This window comes from Streptomyces sp. NPDC048277 (genome assembly GCF_040652235.1).
In the GTDB taxonomy this organism is placed as follows: domain Bacteria; phylum Actinomycetota; class Actinomycetes; order Streptomycetales; family Streptomycetaceae; genus Streptomyces.
The window spans coordinates 311,848-330,033 of sequence record NZ_JBEZLQ010000010.1; the positions used below are offsets into that span (position 1 = coordinate 311,848).

Annotated in this window: 18 protein-coding genes and 2 riboswitches; of the genes, 9 read left to right on the top strand and 9 right to left on the bottom strand. The window is 72.4% G+C overall.

The window, feature by feature from the left end; genetic code table 11:
- Nucleotides 1-149: 149 nt before the first annotated feature.
- Together AB0D85_RS23370 and AB0D85_RS23375 are read right to left on the bottom strand one after the other, a co-directional pair.
- The gene (locus AB0D85_RS23370) at nucleotides 150-770 is read right to left on the bottom strand and encodes an SCO2322 family protein (RefSeq protein ID WP_362323160.1); all 621 of its coding nucleotides are present in this window, start codon (nucleotides 768-770) and stop codon (nucleotides 150-152) included.
- Entirely contained in the window at nucleotides 767-2,002 is a 1,236-nt protein-coding gene (locus tag AB0D85_RS23375) for a prenyltransferase/squalene oxidase repeat-containing protein (protein ID WP_362323163.1), read from the bottom strand. Before AB0D85_RS23375 ends, AB0D85_RS23370 begins: the two co-directional genes overlap by 4 nt.
- 72 nt (nucleotides 2,003-2,074) lie before the next feature.
- Nucleotides 2,075-2,260: riboswitch (cobalamin riboswitch) on the bottom strand.
- Between the two features lie 37 nt (nucleotides 2,261-2,297).
- Between AB0D85_RS23375 and AB0D85_RS23380 the strand changes: the two genes are divergently transcribed.
- Entirely contained in the window at nucleotides 2,298-2,930 is a 633-nt protein-coding gene (locus AB0D85_RS23380) for a phosphotransferase (protein ID WP_362323166.1), read from the top strand.
- 111 nt (nucleotides 2,931-3,041) lie between these two features.
- Here the strand turns inward: AB0D85_RS23380 and AB0D85_RS23385 are convergent, their stop codons facing one another.
- The gene (locus AB0D85_RS23385) at nucleotides 3,042-4,073 is read right to left on the bottom strand and encodes a hypothetical protein (protein WP_362323169.1); all 1,032 of its coding nucleotides are present in this window, start codon (nucleotides 4,071-4,073) and stop codon (nucleotides 3,042-3,044) included.
- 257 nt (nucleotides 4,074-4,330) lie between these two features.
- On the opposite strand from AB0D85_RS23385, the gene AB0D85_RS23390 reads away from it, so the two are divergent.
- Together AB0D85_RS23390 and AB0D85_RS23395 are read left to right on the top strand one after the other, a co-directional pair.
- Entirely contained in the window at nucleotides 4,331-4,915 is a 585-nt protein-coding gene (locus AB0D85_RS23390) for an XRE family transcriptional regulator (RefSeq protein WP_362323172.1), read from the top strand.
- Between the two features lie 39 nt (nucleotides 4,916-4,954).
- On the top strand, nucleotides 4,955-6,373 hold the full coding sequence (locus tag AB0D85_RS23395; RefSeq protein ID WP_362323175.1) for an FAD-dependent monooxygenase: 1,419 nt from the start codon (nucleotides 4,955-4,957) through the stop codon (nucleotides 6,371-6,373).
- 60 nt (nucleotides 6,374-6,433) lie between these two features.
- Here the strand turns inward: AB0D85_RS23395 and AB0D85_RS23400 are convergent, their stop codons facing one another.
- On the bottom strand, nucleotides 6,434-7,537 hold the full coding sequence (locus AB0D85_RS23400; RefSeq protein WP_362323178.1) for an MBL fold metallo-hydrolase: 1,104 nt from the start codon (nucleotides 7,535-7,537) through the stop codon (nucleotides 6,434-6,436).
- 111 nt (nucleotides 7,538-7,648) lie between these two features.
- Entirely contained in the window at nucleotides 7,649-8,920 is a 1,272-nt protein-coding gene (locus AB0D85_RS23405) for a glycoside hydrolase family 3 N-terminal domain-containing protein (RefSeq protein WP_362323181.1), read from the bottom strand.
- A gap of 306 nt (nucleotides 8,921-9,226) precedes the next feature.
- On the opposite strand from AB0D85_RS23405, the gene AB0D85_RS23410 reads away from it, so the two are divergent.
- Both AB0D85_RS23410 and AB0D85_RS23415 read left to right on the top strand, forming a co-directional pair.
- On the top strand, nucleotides 9,227-10,684 hold the full coding sequence (locus AB0D85_RS23410) for an aldehyde dehydrogenase (protein WP_362323185.1): 1,458 nt from the start codon (nucleotides 9,227-9,229) through the stop codon (nucleotides 10,682-10,684).
- Nucleotides 10,685-10,690: 6 nt separating this feature from the next.
- Complete coding sequence (locus tag AB0D85_RS23415) at nucleotides 10,691-10,924, top strand: ferredoxin (RefSeq protein ID WP_362323188.1); 234 nt, start codon at nucleotides 10,691-10,693, stop codon at nucleotides 10,922-10,924.
- Between the two features lie 112 nt (nucleotides 10,925-11,036).
- Here AB0D85_RS23415 and AB0D85_RS23420 read toward each other — a convergent pair whose 3' ends face one another.
- Both AB0D85_RS23420 and AB0D85_RS23425 read right to left on the bottom strand, forming a co-directional pair.
- Nucleotides 11,037-11,663, bottom strand: a complete 627-nt coding sequence (locus AB0D85_RS23420; protein ID WP_362323191.1) for a 1,4-alpha-glucan branching protein — start codon at nucleotides 11,661-11,663, stop codon at nucleotides 11,037-11,039.
- 137 nt (nucleotides 11,664-11,800) lie between these two features.
- A riboswitch (TPP riboswitch) is annotated at nucleotides 11,801-11,982 on the top strand.
- A gap of 8 nt (nucleotides 11,983-11,990) precedes the next feature.
- Nucleotides 11,991-12,623, bottom strand: a complete 633-nt coding sequence (locus AB0D85_RS23425) for a TetR family transcriptional regulator (protein ID WP_362323194.1) — start codon at nucleotides 12,621-12,623, stop codon at nucleotides 11,991-11,993.
- Nucleotides 12,624-12,844: 221 nt separating this feature from the next.
- On the opposite strand from AB0D85_RS23425, the gene AB0D85_RS23430 reads away from it, so the two are divergent.
- The 3 genes from AB0D85_RS23430 to AB0D85_RS23440 are packed head-to-tail and all read left to right on the top strand — an operon-like array spanning nucleotide 12,845 to nucleotide 16,091.
- The gene (locus AB0D85_RS23430) at nucleotides 12,845-14,251 is read left to right on the top strand and encodes a glycosyltransferase family 4 protein (RefSeq protein WP_362323197.1); all 1,407 of its coding nucleotides are present in this window, start codon (nucleotides 12,845-12,847) and stop codon (nucleotides 14,249-14,251) included.
- On the top strand, nucleotides 14,245-15,024 hold the full coding sequence (locus AB0D85_RS23435; protein ID WP_362323200.1) for a class I SAM-dependent methyltransferase: 780 nt from the start codon (nucleotides 14,245-14,247) through the stop codon (nucleotides 15,022-15,024). Before AB0D85_RS23430 ends, AB0D85_RS23435 begins: the two co-directional genes overlap by 7 nt.
- Nucleotides 15,021-16,091 carry a prenyltransferase/squalene oxidase repeat-containing protein gene (locus AB0D85_RS23440; protein WP_362323203.1) on the top strand — a complete coding sequence of 357 codons (1,071 nt, stop codon included), beginning with the start codon at nucleotides 15,021-15,023 and terminating at the stop codon, nucleotides 16,089-16,091. The genes AB0D85_RS23435 and AB0D85_RS23440 overlap by 4 nt, the downstream gene beginning before the upstream one ends.
- Nucleotides 16,092-16,100: 9 nt before the next feature.
- On the opposite strand, the gene AB0D85_RS23445 is transcribed toward AB0D85_RS23440, so the two are convergent.
- A complete protein-coding gene (locus AB0D85_RS23445; protein ID WP_362323206.1) occupies nucleotides 16,101-16,394 on the bottom strand; it encodes a hypothetical protein in 294 nt (97 codons plus the stop codon).
- Between the two features lie 135 nt (nucleotides 16,395-16,529).
- Between AB0D85_RS23445 and AB0D85_RS23450 the strand changes: the two genes are divergently transcribed.
- Nucleotides 16,530-17,093, top strand: a complete 564-nt coding sequence (locus AB0D85_RS23450; protein ID WP_362323209.1) for a hypothetical protein — start codon at nucleotides 16,530-16,532, stop codon at nucleotides 17,091-17,093.
- Here AB0D85_RS23450 and AB0D85_RS23455 read toward each other — a convergent pair.
- Complete coding sequence (locus AB0D85_RS23455) at nucleotides 17,090-18,100, bottom strand: LLM class F420-dependent oxidoreductase (RefSeq protein WP_362323212.1); 1,011 nt, start codon at nucleotides 18,098-18,100, stop codon at nucleotides 17,090-17,092. The genes AB0D85_RS23450 and AB0D85_RS23455 overlap by 4 nt on opposite strands.
- Nucleotides 18,101-18,186 lie beyond the last annotated feature (86 nt).

Consider the following 18,186-nt stretch of genomic DNA (forward strand, 5'->3'; position numbering starts at 1 on the left):
GGTGCCGGGGGAGTTCCGCTCGCCCGCGCTTGCAGGGCGCCGCTGTGCAACCGGCGTGAGTGCAGCGCCCCGTAAGGGGCGCGGGGCTGAGACATATGCGGCTCCGCCGCGTGGGCGCGACCAGCCCCCACGTACCCGCACTGTGACGATCACGCATTCTTCCGCCGCCGTGCCTGCCAGAACGCCCCCGCAGCCAGCACCACGACCACCCCCGCCCCGGCCAGCAGCCCCACCGACGGCCCGCTGCCCGGCGTACCGTCCGTCTTCGCCGCCACCTTCTCCCCGCACCCCGTCTCGGGATACCCGGCGATCGCGCACAGCAACGCGTTCGTGTCGTACCGCAACGGCTTCGCCACCGCGGCCAGCGCCTCCGCCGACGTCGCGTCCCCGGTCACCACCGCGCACGCCGTCCGGCCCGCCGGCGGCTTCTCGCCGGACGGCGCGTCCGCCGTCGTACCGAAGTCGATGACCAGGGCGACCCGCTTCTTCCCCCGCACCGCGGGCGTGTCCGCGCAGATCGTGGCGAAGTCCGCCGTCCCGCGAGGCCGCGACGCGTCCGCCGAGTCCTCGCTCACCGCGAAGCGGAACCCCTCCACCGCACCGTCGGCGGGCTGCGCCGTCGAGGGGCCCTGCGTGGCGTACGTCCAGCGCGAGCCGTCCCGCTCCCAGAAGGACCAGTAGCGATAGCCGGCGGCCTGGGCCGGTCCCGCGGACTCCCAGACCAGGAGCGCGGTCACGAGCAGCAGCGCGGCCCGGCGGACGGCGGTCACAGCTGCCGCTGCTTCCGGCGGCCGCTGAACAGGAAGCCGATGCCGACGCCGGCGACGAGCCCCGTGCCGACGATCCACCAGACGCTGGTGCCGGACTTCTGCCCCGACTTCTGTCCCGACTTCTTCCCCTGCTGCTCCTCGGTGTGCTGCGCGGCTGCCGCCGGGGCCGGTCCCGTCGCGTTGAGCGCCGTCACCAGGTTGGTACCGCCGAAGTCGCGCGGGTCCGCGCCCATCGCGTGCGCCGCGAAGACCAGCTCGGCGTAGGCCGCGGGCCCGCTCTGCTTCGCCCACGGCGTGGCGTGGGCCTCCAGCCAGGCGTACGGCTTCTTCGCCTGCGCGGTCCAGCCCTGGGCCGCCAGTGCCACCACCGCGTCGGCGGTGTTGCCGTAGTCCGGCTGGGGCTTGGCACCGGCGAGCGCGGAGACGAGGTGCCCCTGGCCGGACATGGCGTCCGCGAGGTACGCCGCTCCGTTGCGTGCCACCTCCGCCGGGGTGAGCGCCTTGTCGGAGTTGGCGCAGACGTAGCCCTCCACCGGGGCCTTGCCGGCCGTCGTCACGAATCCCTTGCCGAGGGCGCCGAGCACCCCGGCGGCCGTCGCGTCCGCGTTGGCGGACAGTTTGCCGTCCTTGCCCGGCTGGTAGGCGAGGCCGCCGCCACTGTCCTGGTCACAGGGGATGGACCACGTGGCGAGCAGGCCGTACGGCGTCCGGTCCGCGCTCTCGTCGGCCGCCGTGAGCGCGCCGACGACCACGCCGGTGGAGTTGGTGTCGCTGGGCATGCCCGCGGCGTAGCCCCAGCCGCCGTCCTTGTTCTGCCGCGCCTTCAGCCAGGTCACGGCCTTGCGTACGGCGTCGTCGTGCCCGCCGACCGCCTTCAGTGCCTGTACGGCGGCGGCCGTGCTGTTCGTGTCGACGGTCACCTTGGCGTCACAGGCGGCCGTCGGCTCGGCGCGGAACGCGGCGAACGAGCCGTTCGCGCACTGCTGCCCGGCCAGCCAGTCCACCGCCTTCCCCGCCGGGGTCACCCCGACCGTGCGCTGGGCGAGCAGCGCGAGCGACTGGCGCCAGACGCCGTCGTACCGGGGGTCCGTGCTGCCGTACAGCCCCGACGGGAGCACCGCCGAGGCGGACGGGGACGGGGCGTCGGCGGCCAGCGCGGTCATCGCGGGTGCGGCGGCGCCGATGACGGCGGTGGCGGCCAGCACCGCGGCGCTGCGGCGGAGCACGTTCATGGTCGGCGGGTGCCTCTCCCTGTGGGGGAGCCGGGCAGCACGGGACACCCCGGCGGCTCGGCTCCGTAAACCTCGACGGTGCCGTGCGACGGCGGGTGCCGGCGCACATGAGCCGATCAACGTCCCGGACGGGGCGGTCCGGCTCACCGTCGGTACGACGGCTCACGGTTGCGGGTCAGCGCCGGTTTTGCACCGGCTTCCCCCCGTACGGGTGATGACGACCCGGCTACTTTACCGGCCGTCAACAGGAAGCTGGGAGGCGGCTGTGCGAAGACCGCTTCGTTATGGTCACGCCATGACGGGGAGACTGCTCGGCTCGGGCCGCTCGGCCGACGTGTACGAGATCGACGAGGCGTGGGTGCTGCGCCGTGACCGCGACGGCTGGGGGGACGCGGCCGCCGAGGGTGCGCTGATGACGTACGTACGGGAGCACGGATACCCGGCGCCCCGGGTGCGGCTCTCCGGGTCCCGTACCGACCTGGTCATGGAGCGGCTGACGGGGCCGACCATGCTGGCGGCGCTCCTCGCGGGCGAGCTGGGCGCACAGGAGGGCGGTGCGCTGCTCGCCTCGCTGCTCCGGCGGCTGCACGCCGTACCCGGGCGGGACCCGGCCGACGCCGGCTCACGCGTCCTGCATCTCGACCTGCATCCGGACAACGTGATGCTGACCCCCGACGGACCGAGGGTCATCGACTGGTCCAACGCCGAGAACGGACCGCCCGGCCTCGACTGGGCCATGTCCGCGGTGATCCTCGCCCAGGTCGCGGTGGACGAACTGCCGTTGGCCCGTGCGCTGCTGGTGGCCCTGCGGCGGCGTGCGGCCAATCCGACGATGAGCCGTCGCGAGATCGAACTGCTCGGTGAGGCCGAGAAGTTGGTACGTCGGCTGGCGGGGTTCCAGTCCGGTGGGGTTCGGCAGCGCCCCTAAGGGGCGCTGGGGGTACCCCCAGCCGAAGGCTGGGGGAGGAACTGCGCGACCGGCCACGACGGTGCCGCAGGGGATCGACGGCAGCGGCGCGCGGTATCCGAAGCGGCGCGCTCAGGCCGCGGTCGCGAAGGGAACGACCGTGGCGGACAGGTGGCGGGCCATGCGGCGCAGGGTGTCGTCGCAGGCGGCCGGGGTGTCGCCGACCGCCGCCCAGAGGGCGAGGCGGTCGGCGGTGGTGGCGTGGGGGCCGGCGGTGACCTGGTTGCCGGTGTGCTGGGTGAGGATCATGCGGTCGGCGCCGGGTTCGCGGGCCGCGTCGGGGGAGAGGTCCAGGTGTTCGAGGCGGCCGGTGGCGGCCGGGTAGGCGAACTGGATCGCGGCCGCCCGCTGCCGGGTGGGCGTGGTGTCGGGCAGTTCGCCGGTGGCCAGCGCGGCCGCGGCCTGTGCGAGGTCGACGCCGGTGGCCCGTCTGACCAGGAGCGGGATCAGGTCGCCGGGCAGCCGCGGGGTGACGTCGGTGACCCGGGGGCCGCGGTCGGTGAGCCGCAGGCCGATGTGCAGGACGCCCCGGGTGACACCGAGGGCGTGCACGGTGCGGTCGACGGCCAGGCGCAGGAAACGGTTGTGCAGCAGCCCGTCGTGGGCGTGCACGGTGTGCCGCAGCGGCTGCCGGGCGGGCGCCGGGCCCAGGGTCGTCCGGGTGAGCGCGGCGATGCGGATCTCGCCGTCCAGGACGACCGTCTCGGCGCAGACGCGGGGCGGACCGGGGTCGTCGACGGGGACGGTGCCGCCGGTCAGCAGCGCGCGCAGCGCGGCCGGGTCGGCGCAGACGGCGGCCGTGGCGAGGGAGGTGCCGGGCAGCCCCAACTGCCCGGCGATCCTGGCGGCGGCGACCGTGTACTCGCCCGAACAGGTCAGCACACCGCGGACCCGGTGCCGGGCGGCGAACCGCACCACCGCCGATGCCGTCGCCCCGTCCTTGCCGGGGTCCGCCGCGAGGTGACCGTCCAGGTGCGGACGTGCCCAGTCGGGCGGCGCGGCGTCCACCAGCACCACCGGGCGGGCCGCCGCGATGCGCGTCAGCACGAACTCGTCGTACTCGCACCGGCGACCGGCCCCGAGGAGCAGGACAGGCTGCGACATCGGTTCGCCTCACCTTCTGGGGAGGAGGCGGGGCGGCTGGTCGCCCCCGATGCCGCTCCCCCATGGGCGGCGCCCGGGGCGGGTCGGTTCGACCGTGGCCTGGCGACGTGATCCTTTCCTGTCGGACCGTCACATGTCAACGATTGCTGCCCAATTCCGCAGTGGTCCTTGTCATGTCTGGTGGGTGACACGGGTGATTCGATAGCCTCGCGTCTGCTCGGCGAACCGACCAACGACGCGTGTCCAGGGGGACCTTGGTGAGTGACGCCCATGCCCCGCTGACCGGCGTGCTGTCCCGGCTCGGGGAGCTGACCGGACGCCCCGGCAGGCTGTCCGAGGCACTGGACGTGGCCGACCTGTCGTACCGCACCGGGATCCCGGTCGGGACCGTCGCCGAACTCCTCGCCGGCCGCGCCGCACCCGAGGTGGAGCTCGCCGAACGGGTGCGGCAGCGGCTGGACTTCATCCGCGAGAACCGGCGCAGACCGGACGGCAAGCGGTACTCCCTGGGCGAGCTCGCGGCCATCGCCGGCACCAGCAGGCAGTGGCTGAGCGAGTGGCGCAAGAGCGGCCTGCCGAGCCTCGAACACACCGACCGGCTACGGCGGTTCTTCGGCCTGCCGGCCGGCTTCTTCACCGCCGACGAACCCGAGGCGCTGTACGAGGCGCTCCAGCCGGTGCTGCAGGGCCTGGAGGCCCAGGCCGACCCGCTCTCCCGGCTGCGCGAGAGCGGCCTGGTCCGGCTCGCCGCCCGTGCCCCGCAGATGAACCCCCGGCAGCTCGCCACGCTCGCCGACCTGGCGGAGATGATCATCACCTCCGAGGGCGCGGCAGCCAACTGAGCCTTGAAACGTCCGAGCACCCGGAAGGTCTCAGCACCCATGCCTGACAGAGCAACCGCAGCGGGCCGTCGTACCGCGATCGTCATCGGCGGCAGCACCGCAGGACTGCTCACCGCCTCGGTCCTCGCCACCCGCTTCCACGAGGTGACGGTCGTCGAGGCCGACCGGCTGCCCGCGGGCCCCGAACCCCGCAAGGGCCTGCCGCAGGCCCGGCACGCCCATCTCCTGTGGTCCGGGGGCGTGGCCGCCCTGGAGGACCTGCTCCCGGGCATCACCGGCGAACTGGTCGGCAAGGGCGCCGCGTTGATCGACGTGATGAAGGACCTGGTGAGCAAGGCGCCGTCGGGGCAGTGGTTCCGGCGGTTCACCGACTCCCGGCACAGCATGATCGTGTGCAGCCGGGACCTGCTGGACGCGGTGGTCCGCGCGGACGTGCTCGGCCGGCGGGGAGTGACGCTGCGGGACGGCATCCGGGTGGCGGGCCTGGTGGGCGACCGCGACCGGGTGACCGGGATACGCCTGCCGGACGGGAGCGGACCGGGCGTCCTCCACGCCGACCTGGTGATCGACGCGAGCGGCCGGGCCTCCCGGACGCCGGCCTGGCTCACGGAGCTGGGCCTGCCGCCGGTCGTGGAGCGTGTCGTGGACGCCGGGGTGGCCTACGCCAGCCGCGTCTACGAGGCCCCGCCCGCGACGACCGCCCTGCCCCGCTACCCGGTCGTGAACGTCCAGGCCGACCCGCGCAACGCCCCCGGCCGCGGCGGGATCCTGATCCCCGTCGAGGGCGGCCGCTGGCTGGTCACGGTCTCCGGCACCCGGGGCGGCCGGCCGACCGCGGACCCGGCCGAGTTCGGGCACTTCGCGCTGACCGGCCTGAAGGACCCGATCATCGGCCGGCTGATCGCCGACGCCAAGCCGCTGACCGACCCGGTGACCACCCGCAGCACCGCCAACCGCCGCCGCTACTACGAGAACGCCCCCGCCTGGCCGGAGGGGTTCGCGGTGGTCGGCGACGCGGTCGCCGGCTACAACCCGGTCTACGGCCACGGCCTCTCGGTCGCCGCGCAGAGCGCCCTCGCGGTCCGCGAGGTCCTCGGCGGACACGGGGCGGACGCTCGGGGCACGGCCCGCCGCATCCAGCGCGCGGTGGCCCGGCCGGTGGGCAACGCGTGGAACCTGGCGGTGGGACAGGACGCGTACTACCCGGGCGCGGCACCGCAGCCGCCGACGGCGGTGGAACGCCTGCTCACGGCGTACGTCGACAAGGCGGTGGCGGCGGGCTCGGAGAACCCGCGCGCGCTGCACGGCCTGCTGGACGTGATGAGCCTGTCGACACCGCCGACCCGCCTGTTCGCGCCCGACATGCTCTGGAACATCTTCTTCGGGGGCCGCAAGGGCCCGCTGCGGGAGGCCCCGCTGTCGGCGGCGGAGCGGGCAGCGGCGGGACTGGAGGAGTAAGCGAGCCGAAGGGCCCGCAAAGGGACGCTCAGCAGGGGGCGGCGCCCCCTGCTGAGCGGATCACACCGCCACGTACGTGACCGGCTCGCTCCCTGTCACCGGCTCCACCCGGCCCAGTTTCACCAGGCGCCGTAGATGGGCCTCGGCCTCCGAGACGGCGATGTTTCTGGATCCGTACGGGATCTGGTCCCAGGGCCGGTTCCACTCCATGCGTACCGCCAACTGCCAGGCGGTGAGCGGCTGTCGGAGGAGGGAGAGGAGGCCGGAGAGGCGTTCCTCGTGGTGGGCCAGGAGTTCCCGGACCCGGCCCGGTGCGTCGGTGAAGGTGTGCTGGTGGGCCGGGAGGACTTCGGCGGGGGCGAGGCGGCCGATGCGTTCCAGGGAGTCGAGGTAGTCGCCGAGGGGGTCCGTGACGGTCGCGTCGTCGGGGTCCTCGTACAGGCCGATGTGCGGGGTGATCTCGGGGAGGAGGTGGTCGCCGGAGAACAGGCGGCCGTGGCCCGGGAGCCGGGCCGGGTGGTCCTCCTCCAGGTGCAGGCAGACATGGCCGGGGGTGTGCCCGGGCGTCCAGACGGCGCGCAGCCGGCGGCCCGGCAGGTCGAGGAACTCGCCGGGCACGATCTCGCGGTCGGGGAGGGCGGGGGAGAAGCCGGGAGTGGAGCCGCGACGGTGGCCGGCGCGCAGCGGCGCCACATGCTCCTCGGGCGCACCGGCGGCCGTCAGCTTCGCCTCCATGTAGCTGAACCACCGCTCGGACCTGGTCTCCCGTGTCCGCCGTACGATCGCCGCGTCGGCCGCGTGCATCGCCACCCACGCCCCGGACGCCTCCCGCACCCGCCCCGACAGCCCGTGGTGGTCGGGGTGGTGATGCGTGATGACGACCCCGGACACCTCGCCGACCGCCGTACCGCACGCCTCCAGCCCCGCCGCCAGCACGTCCCACGACCCGGGGTCGTCCCAGCCGGTGTCGACCAGCACCGGCCCGCCGTCGGTGTCGACGACGTACACGAGGGTGTGGCCGAGTGGGTTGTCAGGAATGGGGACCTCGACGGAGCGTACGCCCCCGCCGTGGTCGTGCACGGTCACCTCCGGCGACACCGCCGCCGTCTCGCCCTGCCTGTCCAGCCTGTTCTGCCCGTCGTGGCTGTTCTGGATGTTCGTCATTCCGCCGCCCTCCGCCCCCGCACCGCCGCACGGCCTTTCTCACTATAACCAGACCTGATTGCACGTCAGATATGAGGAGGCGAAGGTCACTTGGGAACGGCGTGGGCGCGTTCAGGGGCAGAGGTTCACGTGCCGGACGGCCAGGACGTGCCCCGCCGCGTCGATGAGGCGGCTGCGGGAGAGGTGTCCGCCGGTCACCGCGGTGGTGATCGCCGTGGCGATGGCGGACGTCTGGGAGTTGACGTTGCCGCCCAGGTCGAACATGACCATGTCGGCACCGGAGCGCAGCGCCTGGACGGCGGCGGCGGGGATGCTGAAGCCGGCCCCGGAGATCGCCTTGGCGCTGAGCGAGTCGGTGACCACCAGCCCCTTGAAGCCCAGCTTGCCGCGGAGTTCGGAGGTGATGACGGCGGATGACAGGCTCGCCGGGCTGGTGGCCAGGCCGGGCACGGTGTTGTTGGCGACCATGATGGCCGGGGCGCCGGCCTTGATGGCCGCTGTGAACGGCGGGATCCCCACCTTTTGCAGGGTGGACCAGGGCAGGGTGCGCGCGGGGCCGAAGTCGGAGTTGTAGGTGGAGCCGCCGATCCCCGGGAAGTGCTTGACGACGGGTATCACGCCTCCGGCACGCATCCCGTTCATGTACGCCACCCCGGCCTTGGAGACCACCGCGGTGTTGCCGCTGAAGGACCGCCACCCGTCGGGGTTGGTCTTGCTGGGGGCCACGTTCCTGCCGTCGACGTCGACCACGGGCGCGAGGTTCATGTTCACCTGGGCCGCGGCCATCTTCTTGGCGACCTTGGTGACGTTCTGCTGGATCTGGGCCGGGGTCCAGTGCGTGCCCATGTAGGCGGCCCAGGGCAGGGACCCGACGAGGTTCGCCATGCGCTGGATGCCGCCGCCCTCCTCGTCGGTCATCACCAGCAGGCCCAGATGGCCGGGCACATGGGACTTCAGGGTGGTCAGCCGGGAGCCGAGGTCGGCCGGCGCCTGGCTGCCGAACAGCACCACACCGCCCGCACCGGCGCTCACTTCGGAGGTGGCGTCGGACACCGAGGTCTCCGACGCGGGAACGGCGATGGTCAGCATGGCCAGCCGGCGGTTCGACCACCCGGCCAGCTTCGTGCTGTTGGTGCACGCGGCGGCGGGGCTGCCGGTCGCGGCGGTGGTGGTCGCGGCGGTGGTGGCGGTCCGGTCCGGAGCCAGGGACGAAAGGGGGGCGGAGGGTGTGGTGCGCAGGGCGGGGGACGCGCCGAGGTCACTGGAGTGCGGGGACGCCGTGGGGGCGCCCGCGCCGCAGCCTGTCAGGACCATCGCCGCCGCGACGGTGGCAATGCTCAGTGTGCGTGTGCTCGTGCGGTCACGGTACGACGGGACATTCATCGCCCGGCCTCCTTCCATGAGGTGGGCTGGTGGGCTTCGCGAAGCGTGAGATGCGCTCCGGTCCGTGTTTGTTCGAAAGTCCGCGTTCGGCGTACCAACAGGATCTCGCGTTTCGGAGCCGGGCGGAAACCGGCCGACGTGCGGGGGCGAGACCTGCGCCGACCCGGTCGGCGACTGTGAGCATCCGTGCGACCACGCAGCGGGACCGGGGGACGGCGGGCTCCGGGCGGTCCGCGCGGCCCTGGCTTAGTTCAACTAGAACTGGTATCAGTTCTGAAACATCGTCAGGAAGGGTGGCGGGGCGCCATGACCGAGTTCCTGGAACACGGACAGCTGTTCATCGGCGGGGAGTTGACCGACCCTCTGGGCAAGGACGTCATCGAGGTCGTCTCCCCGCACACCGAGGAGGTCTTCGGGCGGGTGCCGCACGCCTGCCGGGAGGACGTGGACCGCGCGGTGGCCGTGGCGCGGCGGGCCTTCGACGAGGGGCCCTGGCCGCGGATGACGCTCGACGAGCGGATCGAGGTCGTCACCCGCATCAAGGACGCGATCGCCGTGCGCCACGAGGAGATCGCCCGGGTGATCTCCTCCGAGAACGGCTCCCCGTACTCCTGGAGCGTCCTCGCGCAGGCGCTCGGCGCGATGATGGTGTGGGACGCCGCGATCAGGGTGGCGCGCGACTTCACCTACGAGGAGACGCGCGACGGCGTGCTCGGGAAGATCCTGGTGCGGCGGGAACCGGTCGGGGTCGTGGCGGCCGTGGTGCCGTGGAACGTGCCCCAGTTCGTGGCCGCCGCCAAGCTGGCCCCGGCGCTGCTCACCGGCTGCACGGTGGTGCTCAAGCCGTCCCCGGAGTCGCCGCTGGACGCCTACATCCTCGGCGAGATCACCAAGGAGGCCGGGCTGCCGGACGGTGTCCTCTCCATCCTCCCGGCCGACCGCGAGGTCAGCGAGTACCTCGTCTCGCACCCCGGCGTCGACAAGATCTCCTTCACCGGGTCCGTCGCGGCCGGCAAGCGCGTGATGGAGGTCGCCGCGAAGAACCTCACCCGCGTGACCCTGGAGCTGGGCGGCAAGTCGGCGGCGGTCGTGCTGCCGGACGCGGACGTGGCCGCCTCCGTCGCCGGGATCGTCCCGGCGGCCTGGATGAACAACGGCCAGGCGTGCGTGGCCCAGACCCGCATCCTCGTCCCGCGCTCCCGCTACGACGAGTTCGCCGACGCCTTCGCGGCCGCGGCGAGCGCCCTGAAGGTCGGCGACCCGCTCGACCCGGCGACCCAGGTGGGCCCCCTGGTCGCCCGCCGCCAGCAGCAGCGGAACCTGGACTACATCCGTATCGGCCTGGAGGAGGGCGCGAAGATCCTCACCGGCGGCGGCCGTCCGGCCGGCCTGGAGAAGGGCTGGTACGTCGAGCCGACCCTCTTCGGCGGCGTCGACAACTCCATGCGCATCGCCCGCGAGGAGATCTTCGGCCCGGTGATCTGCCTGCTCCCCTACGGCGACGAGTCCGAGGCCCTGAAGATCGCGAACGACTCGGACTACGGGCTGAGCGGAAGCGTGTGGACGGCCGACGTGGAACACGGCATCGAGGTCGCGCGACAGGTTCGCACCGGGACCTACTCCGTGAACACCTTCAGCCTCGACATGCTCGGCCCGTTCGGCGGCTACAAGAACTCCGGTCTGGGGCGGGAGTTCGGGCCGGAGGGGTACGGCGAGTTCCTGGAGCACAAGATGATCCACCTGCCGGCCGGCTGGGAGGCGTGAGAGGGCATGGGCGACCGCTGGAACGTCGAGGTCGACCGCGCCATCTGCATCGGCTCGGCCCAGTGCGTCCACCGCGCCACCGGATCCTTCCGCCTCGACTCCGCCATGCAGTCCCACCCCGTGGACCCGGAGACCGACGCCAACGGCAGGATCCTCGACGCGGCGGAGAACTGCCCGGTGGAGGCGATCACGATCACCTTGCTGGGCACCGGAGAGCCGGTGTTCCCACCGGAGGATTGAGCGGGCCGTCGGGCAGCGCCCCGTAAGGGGCGCGGGGAACTGCGCGACCAGCCCCGACGGCGCCGCAGCAGAAAGACGGCATATCGCGATCGCGGCCCTTCCAGCGATGCGCTCAGCGAAGCTGAAGCACGGCGAACAGCCCGTGGGCGCGGCCCCCACCCGGCCGCCCCCACGCCCCGCCGACATGCCCCACCGCATCGGCACCCGGCGTCGAACCGGCCGCCAGCACCCGCCGCAGCCGCAGCACCAACGCGCCGCCCGCCACGGCGAACTCCGTGCCCTCGTCGGTGTCGACGGCCGCACCGAGGCCGCGGACGGGACCCTCCCCGGCGTAGGAGCGGACGACCTCCCGGTCGGGGGCGTCCGTCTCGCTCTGCGCCTGCGCCTCGGCGCGCCCCTCGATCAGGGCGAGCAGCCCGGCCGTCAGCACCGGGTCGTGGCAGCCGTCGTAGGCCCAGCGCGGACCGAGCACTCCGTGCTCCATGGTGCCGACGAGCGCGTGCTCGGCGCCCTCCAGCGGGGCGCCGCGATAGGTGAGCGGCACGAGATACGCCCCCGACCCCTCGGTGACGACCATGAACTCGATCCCGACCTCGCCCTCCGGATCGTCCAGCCGGAACCCGCCGGCCTTCACCAACTCCGGTGCGGCGGAGCCGTGGTACCAGGGGCGGGTGGGGAGCCAGGCGGCGAGGAGCTCGACCTTGGTGGGCTTGAGGGTGGTGTGGTGGATGACTGCCATGAGGAAGATTCTGCGATCGGGCGGGGGCGCCCCGCCACCGCATCGCAGGTCAGGCGCCTTCTAGCAGGAAAAGTCCAAAAAATCCACTATGGGGGTGTTCTCATCCGCTCTGTGCGTTCTATGCTGATATCAGCCTACGAGGCGAGTGAGGGAGTCCGAGCGGAGTAGCCGACTCTGGCGTGACGCAGATGCAGAAGCATCCGCCGGTGCCGACGTCGACGGTCGGGCTGAGAGGCCGGAAGGCAGCAGTAGGGCCGGACGGCGACCCCCATCACCTGATCCGGACCATGCCGGCGAAGGGAACCCGTCTCGTAGGTCTTTCTGCGCCTACTGCGGCGCCTGCTTCGGCTCCGTCAGGTCGATCAGGCGGCACACCGTCTCGATGTCGATCTTCACCTGGGCGATGGAGGCACGGCCCGAGAGCCAGGTGATCAGGGCCGAGTGCCAGGTGTGCTCGATGACGCGGACGGCGGAGAGCTGGGCGGGGGTGGGGTCGGTCAGGCCCATCGCGTCCAGGATGATCGCCGTCGTCTGCCGGGAGACCTGGTCCACCTCGGGGGAGACGCTGCGGTCGGCGAAGGTGAGGGCCCGGACCATCGCGTCGGCCAGGTGCGGCTCACGCTGAAGGGCGCGGAAGGCCCGCATCAGGGTCTCGGCGACCCGCTCGGACGCCGTCTCGCCCGCCGGCGGCTTCTTGCGCAGCGTGCCGTGCATGTGCTCCAGCTGGTCCTGCATGGTGGCCACCAGCAGATGGACCTTGGACGGGAAGTAGCGGTAGAGGGTGCCCAGGGCGACCTGTGAGGACTCGGCCACCTCGCGCATCTGCACCGCGTCGAAACCGCCCCGGCTGGCAAGCTGTGCGCTGGCGTGCAGGATCCGGCGGCGCCGGGCCTCCTGGCGCTCCGTGAGCGGCGGTGAGGCAGGCCGGGCGCTGATGTCCACCTTGGCTTCCGCAGGCATGGGTCCCGTTCCGTGACAGTCGGTGAGGGCAGGGCTCAGGGCGAGTGATCAGACAGCATGGCAGGGGTCCGCGCCGTGGCGCGAATCACCTGATCCACTGCTCACTCCGCTGCTACCTGCCGGTAGATTCAGAGCCTCTTGAACGATCAAGTCTGAAACTTGTTCTAGATTAGCGTCCCGGCGTAATCTCGCGGGAAAGTGCAGGGAGAAGGGGGCCCGGAGTGACCGCTGAGGCCAGGCGGACGGGTACCGATGAGGAACCCGCCGCCGACGGCGAGCGACCGCTCGACATCGCGCTCCTCACCTATAAAGGGAACCCGTTCTGCGGCGGCCAGGGTGTCTACGTACGGCACCTGTCGCGCGAGCTGGCCCGGCTGGGCCACCGGGTCGAGGTCATCGGCTCGCAGCCGTATCCCGTCCTCGACGAGGGATACCCCGGGCTCACCCTCACCGAGCTGCCCAGCCTCGATCTGTACCGCTCCCCGGACCCCTTCCGGACGCCGAAGCGGGACGAGTACCGGGACTGGGTCGACGCCCTCGAAGTCGCGACCATGTGGACCGGCGGCTTCCCCGAACCGCTGACCTTCTCCCTCCGCGCCCGCCGCCATCTGCGCGCCCGCGCCGGGGAGTTCGACGTCGTACACGACAACCAGACCCTCGGATACGGCCTGTTGGGCGATGTGGGCGCGCCCCTCGTCACGACGATCCATCACCCCATCACCGTCGACCGGCAGTTGGAGCTGGACGCGGCCGAGGGATGGCAGCGGCGGTACTCCGTACGGCGCTGGTACGCCTTCACCCGGATGCAGAAGCGGGTCGCCCGCCGGCTGCCCTCCGTGCTCACCGTCTCCGGCACCTCCCGCAAGGAGATCGTCGACCATCTCGGCGTCCGCGAGGACCGTGTCCACGTCGTGCACATCGGCGCCGACACCGATCTCTTCGCGCCGAATCCCGCCGTACCCCAGGTGCCCGGCCGGATCGTCACCACCTCCAGCGCGGACGTCCCCCTCAAGGGGCTGGTGTACCTCGTCGAGGCCCTCGCCAAGGTACGGACCGAGCACCCCGCCGCCCACCTCGTCGTCGTCGGCAAGCGCCCCACCGAGGGGCCCGTCGCCCAGGCCATGGAGCGGTACGGCCTCGACGGCGTCGTCGAGTTCGTGAAGGGCATCTCCGACGCCGAACTCGTCGACCTGGTCCGTTCGGCCGAGGTCGCCTGCGTGCCGTCGCTCTACGAGGGCTTCTCGCTGCCCGCAGCCGAGGCCATGGCGACCGGCACCCCGCTGGTCGCGACGACCGGCGGCGCGATCCCCGAGGTCGCCGGGCGCGACGGGGAGACGTGCCTGGCCGTACCGCCGGGCGACACGGGCGCGCTGGCCGCCGGGCTCAGCCGGCTGCTGGGCGACCCGGAGCTGCGGCTGCGGCTCGGCCACGCGGGCCGTGAGCGGGTGCTACGGCACTTCACGTGGGCGCGTGCCGCGGAGGGCACGGTGGCCCGCTACCGCGAGGCGATCGCCCGCTCCGGGAGCCCGCGCACCGGCGGCTCCGCCGCCCCGGCCGCCGTGGACGCGGCAACCACAGACGCCGTTGAAGAAGTTGCATCCCATCCCGAAAGCAGGGCCACGTGCTGACCGTCGACTTCTCCCGGTTCCCGCTAGCCCCGGGCGACCGCGTCCTGGACCTCGGCTGCGGGGCCGGCCGGCACGCCTTCGAGTGCTACCGGCGCGGCGCCCAGGTCGTGGCCCTCGACCAGAACGCCGAGGAAATCCGCGAGGTCGCCAAGTGGTTCGCGGCGATGAAGGAGGCCGGCGAGGCCCCGGCCGGTGCCACCGCCACCGCCATGGAGGGCGACGCGCTGGCCCTGCCCTTCCCCGACGAGTCCTTCGACGTCGTCATCATCTCCGAGGTCATGGAGCACATCCCCGACGACAAGGGCGTGCTCGCCGAGATGGTGCGCGTGCTCAGGCCGGGCGGGCGGATAGCCGTCACCGTGCCCCGCTACGGCCCCGAGAAGGTCTGCTGGGCGCTCTCCGACGCCTACCACGAGGTCGAGGGCGGCCACATCCGCATCTACAAGGCCGACGAACTGGTCGGGAAGATCAGGGAAGCCGGTCTGCGGCCGTACGGCAGCCACCACGCGCACGCGCTGCACTCGCCGTACTGGTGGCTGAAGTGCGCGTTCGGCGTCGACAACGACAAGGCGCTGCCGGTGCGCGCGTACCACAAGCTGCTGGTCTGGGACATCATGAAGAAGCCGCTGGCCACGCGGGTCGCCGAACAGGCGCTGAACCCGGTCATGGGCAAGAGCTTCGTCGTCTACGCGACCAAGCCGCACCTGCCCGCGGTGTCGGAGAAGGCCGACAAGACCGAGAAGGCCGAGAAGACCGAGGTGGCCGCCAAGTGACCACCCCCCGGACAGAACACCTCGTCCTGCCCGGGGTCCTCACCGCCGAGCAGGCCGCCGCGACCGTCCGCGGCATCCTCGCCGTGCAGCGGGAGGACGGCGCGATCCCGTGGTTCCGGGGCCACCACCTCGACCCCTGGGACCACACCGAGGCCGCCATGGCACTGGACGCGGCCGGCGAGCACGAGGCCGCCGAGCGGGCGTACAACTGGCTCGCCCGGCACCAGAACGAGGACGGCTCCTGGTACGCGGCCTACGCCGACGGCGCCCACGACGACGTCACCGACCGCGCCCGCGAGTCCAACTTCGTGGCGTACATAGCCGTCGGCGTCTGGCACCACTACCTGTCCACCGGCGACGACACGTTCCTCGACCGGATGTGGCCCGCCGTGTACGCGGCCGTCGAGTGGGTGCTGGGGTTGCAGCAGCCGGGCGGTGAGATCGGCTGGCGCCGGGACGACGACGGCACGCCGGCCGACGACGCGCTGCTGACCGGGAGTTCGTCGATCCACCACGCGCTGCGCTGCGCGCTCGCCATCGCCGACCAGCGCGAAGAGCCGCAGCCGGACTGGGAGTTGGCGGTCGGCGCGCTGCGGCACGCGATACGCCTGCACCCGGAGCGGTTCCTCGACAAGGACCGGTACTCGATGGACTGGTACTACCCGGTCCTGGGCGGGGCGTTGACCGGCGCGGAGGCGGGCGCGCGGATCGAGAAGGACTGGGACCGGTTCGTGGTGCCCGGGTTCGGGGTGCGGTGCGTCGTACCCAATCCCTGGGTGACGGGCGGGGAGTCGGCCGAACTGGCCCTGGCGCTGTGGGCGGTGGGGGAGTCCGACCGGGCGCTGGAGATCCTCCAGTCCATCCAGCATCTGCGGGACGACGAGTCGGGGCTGTACTGGACGGGGTACGTCTTCGAGGACGACGCGGTCTGGCCGCGGGAGTTGACGACGTGGACGGCGGGATCGCTGCTGCTGGCGGTCGCCGCGCTCGGGGGGCATGACGCGACGTGCGCGGTGTTCGGGGGGGAGCAGTTGCCTTCCGGGCTCGAGGTGGACTGTTGCGCCTAGCGGGGCGCTTCAGTGACGGTGCATCCGGTTCGCGATCGCGTGGCCCACGAACAGGTAGACGACCGCCGCCAGGCCGTAGCCGGCCACCACCCTCGCCCACGCCTTGTCGAACGTGAACAGGTCGTGCGACCAGCCGGCCAGCCAGTCGGCCGCGTCATGGACGAACCGGACCAGGCTGTTCGCCCGGTTCGCGTCCAGCAGGTACATCAGGATCCAGAGGCCCAGGATGAGGGCCATGACGTCGGCGACGGCCGCGACGACCGTCCCTGCCTGATTCGCACCCTTGCGAGATTCAGCGGACATACCTTCCGGGTTGCCGCCGAACGGTCCTTGAAACCTGAACGGTGTCGCCCCGAGTGGCGGAGTACGCCCATCTGGGTGACGCTGCCGGAGGAAGTACCCGCTCGGGGAGGACATCGAGACACACGGGAGGGTCCCGTGCCCGTACCGATACGGCGCCTCGTCGTCGCGCTCACCCTCTGCTGCGCCCTGGTCGCCGGCGTCACCGCCTGCGGCAGCGCGCAGAGCAAGTCCGCCGGCACCGGCCTGGCGGCGGTCCCCGTGGCCGCCACGCCCAGTCCGACCACGTCCGCGGAGAGACAGAAGCTCGCCAAGACACGGTTCGTCGCCAACGCGGCTCTCGCCGCCGGTGCCACCTACAAGTGGATCGTGAAGCCCTACAAGGCGGGCAAGTTCAAGAAGGGCGCCCACGGCCGTACCGCCACCCTCATCAAGGCCGCCGCCGCGGGCGCCTTCACCTACAACCGGCTCAAGGCCGCCAAGCGGAACGCCCAGGGCGACCCGCTGCTGTCCAAGGCCCTCGCGCCGCTCTCCGCCGGCATCGACGCCCTCAAGGACCTGCCGGCCAAGCTCCGCAAGGGCGACGGGAACGCGGCCGGTTCCTTCGACGACATCATCAACAAGGTCAAGGACGCGGGGCAGAGCGCAGGCGCCCCGGTTCACAACCAGGTGCCGTCGGCCGGTCAGCTCGCCGGAGGCTAGGAGTTCAGCTCGGCGAGCACCCGTAGCGTGTGAGGGTCCGGTGCCAGGGCCAGCAGGTCCGTCACCGGACCCTTGCGCCACAACTCCAGCCGCTCGGCGATGCGTTCGCGCGGGCCGACCAGCGAGATCTCGTCGGCGAACGCGTCCGGCACCGCCAGCACGGCCTCCTCCCGGCGCCCGGACAGGAACAACTCCTGGATCCGCCGCGCCTCTTCCTCGTACCCCATGCGCGCCATGAGATCGGCGTGGAAGTTGCGGGCCGCGTGCCCCATCCCGCCGATGTAGAAGCCGAGCATGGCCTTCACGGGCAGCAGCCCGGCGGCGACGTCGTCACAGACCCTGACCTGGGCCAGGGGGGCGACGAGGAACCCCTCCGGCAGGTCGGCCACCGCCGGGCCGTAGACCTCGGGCCGGCTCGGCGCCCAGTACAGCGGCAGCCACCCGTCGGCGATCCGGACGGTCTGGGCGACGTTCTTCGGCCCCTCCGCACCGAGCAGGATCGGCAGGTCGGCGCGCAGGGGATGGGTGATCGGCTTCAGCGGCTTGCCGAGCCCCGTGGCGTCCGGGCCCCGGTACGGATGCGGGTGGAACCGCCCGCCGGACTCGACCGGCCCCTCCCGCCGCAGCACCTGCCGTACGACGTCCACGTACTCCCGGGTCGCGGTCAGCGGCGACTTCGGGAACGGGCGGCCGTACCAGCCCTCGACGACCTGCGGCCCGGACAGCCCGAGCCCCAGCAGCACGCGGCCCCCCGACAGATGGTCGAGAGTCAGCGCATGCATCGCGGTGGTCGTGGGCGACCGGGCCGCCATCTGGGCAACGGCCGTACCCAGCTTGATGGTCGAGGTCTGGGCGGCGATCCAGGTGAGCGGGGTGAAGACGTCCGACCCCCAGGACTCCGCGGTCCACACCGAGTGGTACCCGAGCCGCTCCGCCTCCCGTGCCAGCGGCACATGGTCCGGGGAGGGCCCGCGCCCCCAGTAGCCGAGCGCCAACCCGAGCCGCATGGCTGCCTCCTGACGAGACGTCAGACAGTCGAAGGTCACTGGACTGTACGACAACGGCCCCCCGCCCGGAAGGGCGAGGGGCCGTA

Coding starts and splice junctions, on each gene's coding strand:
- AB0D85_RS23375 (WP_362323163.1), bottom strand. CDS start 2,002: ATGAACGTGCTCCGCCGCAGCGCCGCGGTGCTGGCCGCCACCGCCGTC.
- AB0D85_RS23380 (WP_362323166.1), top strand. CDS start 2,298: ATGACGGGGAGACTGCTCGGCTCGGGCCGCTCGGCCGACGTGTACGAG.
- AB0D85_RS23385 (WP_362323169.1), bottom strand. CDS start 4,073: ATGTCGCAGCCTGTCCTGCTCCTCGGGGCCGGTCGCCGGTGCGAGTAC.
- AB0D85_RS23395 (WP_362323175.1), top strand. CDS start 4,955: ATGCCTGACAGAGCAACCGCAGCGGGCCGTCGTACCGCGATCGTCATC.
- AB0D85_RS23400 (WP_362323178.1), bottom strand. CDS start 7,537: ATGACGAACATCCAGAACAGCCACGACGGGCAGAACAGGCTGGACAGG.
- AB0D85_RS23405 (WP_362323181.1), bottom strand. CDS start 8,920: ATGAATGTCCCGTCGTACCGTGACCGCACGAGCACACGCACACTGAGC.
- AB0D85_RS23410 (WP_362323185.1), top strand. CDS start 9,227: ATGACCGAGTTCCTGGAACACGGACAGCTGTTCATCGGCGGGGAGTTG.
- AB0D85_RS23415 (WP_362323188.1), top strand. CDS start 10,691: ATGGGCGACCGCTGGAACGTCGAGGTCGACCGCGCCATCTGCATCGGC.
- AB0D85_RS23420 (WP_362323191.1), bottom strand. CDS start 11,663: ATGGCAGTCATCCACCACACCACCCTCAAGCCCACCAAGGTCGAGCTC.
- AB0D85_RS23425 (WP_362323194.1), bottom strand. CDS start 12,623: ATGCCTGCGGAAGCCAAGGTGGACATCAGCGCCCGGCCTGCCTCACCG.
- AB0D85_RS23445 (WP_362323206.1), bottom strand. CDS start 16,394: ATGTCCGCTGAATCTCGCAAGGGTGCGAATCAGGCAGGGACGGTCGTC.
- AB0D85_RS23455 (WP_362323212.1), bottom strand. CDS start 18,100: ATGCGGCTCGGGTTGGCGCTCGGCTACTGGGGGCGCGGGCCCTCCCCG.